Source organism: Acinetobacter sp. UBA5934, from assembly GCF_002430855.1.
Classification (GTDB): domain Bacteria; phylum Pseudomonadota; class Gammaproteobacteria; order Pseudomonadales; family Moraxellaceae; genus Acinetobacter.
Genome location: NZ_DJDC01000106.1, coordinates 1 through 6497, shown reverse-complemented (window position 1 = coordinate 6497; position 6497 = coordinate 1). Strand labels below are relative to the sequence as shown.

The 6497-nt window shown below is 40.7% G+C and carries 6 protein-coding genes; 2 read left to right on the top strand and 4 right to left on the bottom strand.

All coding sequences use genetic code 11. The features are described from left to right. Positions 1-58: 58 nt before the first annotated feature. Complete coding sequence (locus tag B2Y23_RS07620; protein ID WP_291357162.1) at positions 59-268, bottom strand: hypothetical protein; 210 nt, start codon at positions 266-268, stop codon at positions 59-61. 168 nt (positions 269-436) lie between these two features. On the opposite strand from B2Y23_RS07620, the gene B2Y23_RS07615 reads away from it, so the two are divergent. Next, positions 437-934 carry a phosphate-starvation-inducible protein PsiE gene (locus B2Y23_RS07615; RefSeq protein WP_291370004.1) on the top strand — a complete coding sequence of 166 codons (498 nt, stop codon included), beginning with the start codon at positions 437-439 and terminating at the stop codon, positions 932-934. An 85-nt stretch (positions 935-1019) separates the two neighbouring features. Here B2Y23_RS07615 and B2Y23_RS07610 read toward each other — a convergent pair whose 3' ends face one another. Next, positions 1020-1493: an RcnB family protein gene (locus tag B2Y23_RS07610; RefSeq protein ID WP_291370002.1), complete on the bottom strand. Its 474-nt coding sequence runs from the start codon at positions 1491-1493 to the stop codon at positions 1020-1022. 184 nt (positions 1494-1677) lie between these two features. On the opposite strand from B2Y23_RS07610, the gene B2Y23_RS07605 reads away from it, so the two are divergent. Beyond that, a complete protein-coding gene (locus B2Y23_RS07605) occupies positions 1678-2127 on the top strand; it encodes a hypothetical protein (protein ID WP_291370000.1) in 450 nt (149 codons plus the stop codon). 94 nt (positions 2128-2221) lie between these two features. Here B2Y23_RS07605 and B2Y23_RS07600 read toward each other — a convergent pair whose 3' ends face one another. Together B2Y23_RS07600 and znuD are read right to left on the bottom strand one after the other, a co-directional pair. Beyond that, the gene (locus B2Y23_RS07600) at positions 2222-3685 is read right to left on the bottom strand and encodes a phospholipase D family protein (RefSeq protein WP_291369998.1); all 1464 of its coding nucleotides are present in this window, start codon (positions 3683-3685) and stop codon (positions 2222-2224) included. 106 nt (positions 3686-3791) lie between these two features. Then, on the bottom strand, positions 3792-5861 hold the full coding sequence (gene znuD / locus B2Y23_RS07595; protein WP_291369996.1) for a zinc piracy TonB-dependent receptor ZnuD: 2070 nt from the start codon (positions 5859-5861) through the stop codon (positions 3792-3794). Positions 5862-6497: the final 636 nt, after the last annotated feature.

The window sequence follows — 6497 nt, the reverse complement described above, 5'->3', positions numbered from 1 at the left end:
AAAAATAAGCTATAAAAAAACGCCTGCATGTGCAGGCGTTTTTATGGATAAAAATGAATTAGATTTTCTCAACAACAATCGAATCTGTACTTTTTTTGTCACGCTGTGTGTCTTGATTCATTTTCACAATTTTAATCACCCCCTCGGCTTGTAAATTTTCGCATAATGCAATCAGCTTCTGCATTTCGTCCATTTTAATCCCTGAACCTAAAATAAGTTTTTTGCCATTCTGTAAATTATTAATTTTTGTTTGAATTATTTCTAACATTTTCTTTTCCCTGATCAATGAAATAACCATTCATACATTACATGAATTTAGTATAAAAAAAATACACTCTCTTAAATTATTTATAATCTTTCATTTTTCCATTTCTAATGTGCATGAAAATTGCATGATAATTCATCTAAATAACCATTCAAGATACAGGAGGAAAAGATGCCAAAACCTGATAGCAAAGTTGAAAAAATTGAGACCCTCCTCGACCGTTTCGGAAATAACGCCGTAGAAAGTTTTCACTATATTGCCCTGTTTATTATTGGCTGTATGGTGATCTGGTCTGCCGGACATACAGTATTTGAAATTTTAACCATTAAACAGTTTGCCACCATCGACGATATTTTGCTGCTGTTTATTTATCTTGAATTGGGTGCCATGGTCGGTATTTACTTCAAAACCAATCATATGCCAGTGCGTTTTTTAATTTATATTGCCATTACTGCACTGACCCGTTTACTTATTTCAGATATCCAACATGACCATAAAGCCGATATGGATCTGGTCATTATTACCGGTTCAATTCTGATTCTGGCATTTTCGATTTTGGTGGTGCGTTTTTCTTCCTGGACCTATCCGTCGGTGATTCGCGATAAACACTCAGAAAAGCCATTGCCTGAAGGTAAAACTCCACAACCCCAAGATGATGAATTGGCTTAAACTAGCATAATTGCCTCTCCTGAGCGCATTTTAAAGCACTGCTTTTAAAGTGAAGCGCAAGAGAGGGTTAGGGAGAGGTTTCAAATCAGCGATTCGGCACCAACACATAACGACCATTTTCATATATCCAATAGGTGCCAGTCGGCGGTGCAGGTAAACCTAAACGCTCCCAATCACTGATAAAGGTCGTACTTGAGCTTTCAATTCGTGCCGTTCTCGGATCACCATTCACCCAGCTATAACTTTGAGAGTTTTGTGTGATGGTCGTAGGTGCCTGATATTGAATGCTAACGCCATTCTGAATGACCGGATAATTCTGATGATGCGGTGGACGCTGCGGATAATTCGGATAGCGCTGTGAATAATTTCGCTGCTGATACGAATAGTGATTTTGAGGATAACTGTTTTGTGGATAATGATTTTGCGGATAGTAGGGACGAGGTTGATACTTGGTAGTATCTACCCCGCGATAATTTGACCAGCGATTTTCCGCCTGCGTTGTTGCAGAAGCTCCCAAGAGTAGCATGCCACTCAAAGCACAAAGAACTGCTAACTTCATAAGAGCCCCCCCACCTACTGTATAAAACTTATTTTAATCCCGAGTGTAGGATAAAAAATGAATAAAAAAACAGCAAATGCAAAGTTTTGTAAATGAAATAGTTCACGGATTTTCTATTGAGAGACATCCCGACTCAAATGCTGAATATGCTAAAATACTGTTTTTTATTATGGGATCAAACAGAGTGTCTGATTTAAGTTTTGACCGCCTACATCAATTCTTTTGCAAGGTTCCAAGTATTCAAGAATCTTTAATTAATGCCTATGGTTCAGATGGTCATCATGCCTGGTGGTTTAAATTTCAAATCAATATTGAACACCCTCTGGCCTGGCAAACCGTACAGGAACTAGGTCATGTATTGAATTACATTTCCAAGAATGAGCGTTTACCGACACAGTTTTTGCCTGTCTCTCCGCCACCTTATATGAATGGTGAAGCCAAAGACTTTTTGGCTTGGGTGATTCAGTGCAATCATCCAGATTTTACACCCGATGTCGTCTGTGACTGGTTAGAGGCACGTTTACCTCAGCCGGTTGAAGATGAAAGCCAGTGGAAAATCAAAACAGATTTACACGAGCTGGATAAACTCTCTGATAAAGATCTGGATCAGATGGTTCCGCCTAATCCGCAATAAAAAAAGCGCATTATGCGCTTTTAAATCCCTCCTGACCTCCCTTTATAAAGGGAGGAAAGTCCCTCTTTGAAAAAGAGGGATTTAGGGAGATTATCTAAAATGTCGACAACCCGCTCCATTCCATAAAACGATAAATCACATATTTCATTTTCGATTCATCTGCATATTGACGATAATCGACACTCATGTTTTTGCCATTCAAGTTGGCCCAAGCCGTATCAAAATAAGCTTGAGCATCCTTAAATATAGCTGCTTGTGATGAACCGACCACGCGTAAATTGGTTTCTAGATTATAGTTTTTGATGTTCCGTGCAGTGAAATTGGCTGAACCTAAGATCAGGTTTGACCGCTGTGCATTTGATTTGATGATCATCTTGCTATGACATTGCTCACCCTGAGTATTACACCAACGCACCGGCACACCGGCAGCATTTAATTCAGAAGCCACCTGCCGGTTAGGAATACCATTTTTCTTCCGTCCAAAAGCATCCTTATTCGGATCAAGCAAGACACGGACTTTTACCCCACGCTCATGTGCAGCAATCAGGGCTTTCACAATATGCCGTTCAGACAAATAGAACATGGCCAAATCAATCTGCTCTTTGGATTTAGCAGTTTCAATCAGTTTGAGTGTTGCATCGTAAATCGCTTTTTCCGTCAATACCTGAACCTGAGCTAAAGACTGATCACCCTGAAACTCCCCGGTAATCACCATAGGAATGTTGCCTTTAGACATTCGGCCGACTGCCTCTTCGGTCTTCAAGACATCAATTGCGGTATTGCCCGTTACCAGCAAGGCAACGTTGGAATGCCGCGAACTGCCATCATGCGGATTGGCCGAAGTCACCAAAGCTTTCCAGCCTTCAGCTGTATCTGCCACCAAGGTTTTACGGTGATTGGCCTTGAAATTAAACAGATTAAAATAACTGCGCAGGGTAATTTTTTCCTGACCAAATGGATTGGCGAGCCAGCCTTTTTCAGGATTATTACCGGCATCCTGACAACAGAGATACCAGAAGCCCGACCATATTGGATTGGATGCACGCAGTGGTCTTAAATCCGTTTCAATCACATCAATGCCTGCGTTTCTTAACTGACGATAATGTTTGGGTGCAAGACCACCATAGACAGAATTAATCGGATCGGTAATGACTTTAATTTCAATATTTGGCTGAACGCCGCGTTTTGCAATTAAGGCATCGGTGAGCTGTTGTGCGAGTGGGCGATGCGCTAAGGTCGATTCCCCTACTTCGCTATTGAATAAAAACATGTCCAGTACAATGGTGGTCTGCGCTTCATCAATCAACTTTAACATTTCATTAAAAATATGATGGTCTTGCTGCTGTTTTCCAGTCGCATCCAGATAGGTTTGATCTGCAATAAACTTCACCTCAGCATGACGCAACTTACCGCTAAAATTCAGGCCTTCAGGCAACGGCTTATAAGTATGATAAATGGCCGAGGAGAGATATCCCAAAGCCAGCAAACCGATAATCACGCTGATATAACGACGGCGTGACCAGTTCAGTTTCTGATGAATTCGTTGAAAAATACGCATAACAAAAAACCTAGTCCAATATCATCAGACTAGGTTTTATTGCTTGATTTATCAAGAGGATTTCTGTTTCACCTGTTTGGATCAGCAGATTTCAGAATAAGATTTTCTAGAAACCCACTTCCAGACCCACAGTAAAGTTACGTCCTACTTGTGGAATATTCGACAAGAATGAAGCGTGTGAATAGACTTGATCATCCAGCAGGTTATTGGCTTTAAAATACACGCGGTAATCGTTGCGATCTTTCAGTTGACCCGCATAAGACAGACCCACATTCAACATGTTGTAGCCGTTAGTTTCCTGTTCATAGCTGGCCGTCTTGTCTTGCTTAAACACATGATAATACTCAGCCAGACCTGACCAGTGATCATCAAAACTCGCATCCACTTTGGTTCCTAGACGCCCTGCCGGAACGCGAGGTGCATTTTCACTCTCGATTTTGCCCCGCACATAATCGCCAAACACACCCACTTTATAGGTATCACTCAGTGCATAAGAAGCAGCTGCTTCAGCGCCATAAAACTTGGCTTTATCTTGGGTGTAATCCACCAGACGGAAGTTTTCAAATTTATCTGTGGTTGCCGCATAAATGTAGTTGTCAAACCAGTTGTGATAGACATGTACATGATAATCCAGCGGACCATTTTCATAGTGCAGGCCCAGCTCCAGATTATTGGATTTTTCTGCAGCCAGGTTTTCATTGCCGCGTTCATAAGTATTGGTCGCAAAATGTTTGCCATTGGCATACAGTTCTTGCGCCAAAGGCAGACGTTCTTGATGCGAACCGACCAGTGATAATTTATAGCTCGGCGCAAATTCCCAGTTCAGCGCGCCTGAGTAGGAAAAACCATAATCATCAAAGTCTTTTTTATTGGAATCGATGTCAATTTTTTGCTGATCCAAACGTGCACCCAATTCGACGTGTACATCATCAAACTGTTTATGCTCTAGGGCAAACAGACTCCATTTCTGGGTTTTGTTCGGATCCAGTAAGGCTTCTGCCCCAGTAATATCCAGTTTTTGCTGGTTATATTGAGCACCGATCATCCCTTCCCAGTTGGCAATCGGATTGTGGACCAGTTCTAAACGTGCATCATAGCCTTTACTTTTAAAGCTGGTTTGCACAGCATTTTCTTCAATTTCATCATGCTTGTAGTCAGTATAGCTGGCATGGGCACGCAGCTTTTGAAAGCCGGCAAAAGGATCATTAAGTTCGGTGCGAAAATCATAGCGTTCTGTTTTCAAATCGACCCACGGTCCGGCTGCATGACCATGTTCTTCATCATGATCATGTTCATCATGGTCCAGTGCATGACCTGAATGGTCACCACAAAAGAGTTCATTATCATGCGGATGGCAGTCTTCATATTCATGGCTATGGCCCGGCAAGCCATACTGGTCCTGACGGTTACTGTATGAAATCCCGCTAAAACCGCGGTCATGAATCCAGGACAATCCGACATTGACCGTTTCACCTTCAGCAAAGGTATTGCCGACGCGGCGTTCTTTTTCTAACTCGCCATCATGATCATGGAAATAACCGGGTGCGATATAATTGTTGGCATCACGTTTTGAGCCTTCTACACGTAAAGCCACCTGATCGGCTAAAGCCACCGTGGCACCCGCACTAGCCAGTTTTTCATCACTACCCGTGTTGTAACGTAAGCCCAGCTGACCTTCATAACCCTTTTCAGGCATTTGCGCTGGAATCTTATTATCGGTGACATTGACCAGTCCACCCACTGTTCCTGCGCTATACAGCAAAGTCGATGGTCCACGAATAATCTCGACCTGTTTCGCCAGAATAGGATCAACCGTTACTGCATGGTCTGGTGAAAGCGTAGAGACATCGGCTGTTTCAGAAGCATGCTGCAAGATTTTTACCCGCGCACCGTCCTGTCCGCGAATGACTGGACGGCTTGAACCTGAACCATACTGGTTCGAAGATACCCCAAGCTCACCCGCCAAAGCGTCACCAATGCTCGTACCGCCTTCGGCAAGCTTTTTGTGATCAATCACTTGATCAGCCACTGCAAAATCTGCAGCTGACTGTACTAAGGGATGTGCCTGCAATTTAAGGGTGGCGAGTTGTTGAGTTTTAGCATCCTCATCAGCAAAAACAGCTGGGGCAATAACAGCAAAAATAGACAATGTAATTAAATTCTTATGGAGAAGCATGGAACGGACTCTAGGCTGCAATTTCTGAACAATGTTATAATATAACATTTCAATTTCATTGCAAGAAAAAATGCATACTCATCTAAATTAGATGTATATACATATTTTAATTAAATTTTATCTTGCCATTCCATTGGTCACTTTATGCTAATAGCGAGAAAGTCGATTGGAATTCAGATCCTAAGTTTGGAACAAAAAAATCTTAAGTTAATAATTTTACTTGTTAAAGTATATAATGGCAGCATCTTTCAACCATATTTACTATGATGACTTTACAAAAAACTTTGCTATCTCAGAAAAAAATATTAAAAATATTTTCATGGATTACATTAATAATCCTCACTATATTCTTTTTTAAAATAGTATATCCAATCGGAACACTATACTTTTTTTTCGATTTTATTATTATTTTTTTTATTTTAATTACATTAATTTTTAAAAAAACAATAATAACAAGAGATTTACTAATATTTTGCATAACTCCTTTGATTTTCATAACATTAAATGAATATATATTACATAGTAATCTCCACATAACTCAATTCAAAATCAAACATTATCATCCTTACTTTTATATTTATTCATTCTTACTATTATTACTCCCTACTATTATTAAAAAGATCGGAAGAGCGTCGT

What these genes read in the sequence shown, in the direction of transcription:
- B2Y23_RS07620 (WP_291357162.1), bottom strand. Translation starts at nt 268, where the DNA reads ATGTTAGAAATAATTCAAACAAAAATTAATAATTTACAGAATGGCAAA.
- B2Y23_RS07615 (WP_291370004.1), top strand. Translation starts at nt 437, where the DNA reads ATGCCAAAACCTGATAGCAAAGTTGAAAAAATTGAGACCCTCCTCGAC.
- B2Y23_RS07610 (WP_291370002.1), bottom strand. Translation starts at nt 1,493, where the DNA reads ATGAAGTTAGCAGTTCTTTGTGCTTTGAGTGGCATGCTACTCTTGGGA.
- B2Y23_RS07600 (WP_291369998.1), bottom strand. Translation starts at nt 3,685, where the DNA reads ATGCGTATTTTTCAACGAATTCATCAGAAACTGAACTGGTCACGCCGT.
- znuD (WP_291369996.1), bottom strand. Translation starts at nt 5,861, where the DNA reads ATGCTTCTCCATAAGAATTTAATTACATTGTCTATTTTTGCTGTTATT.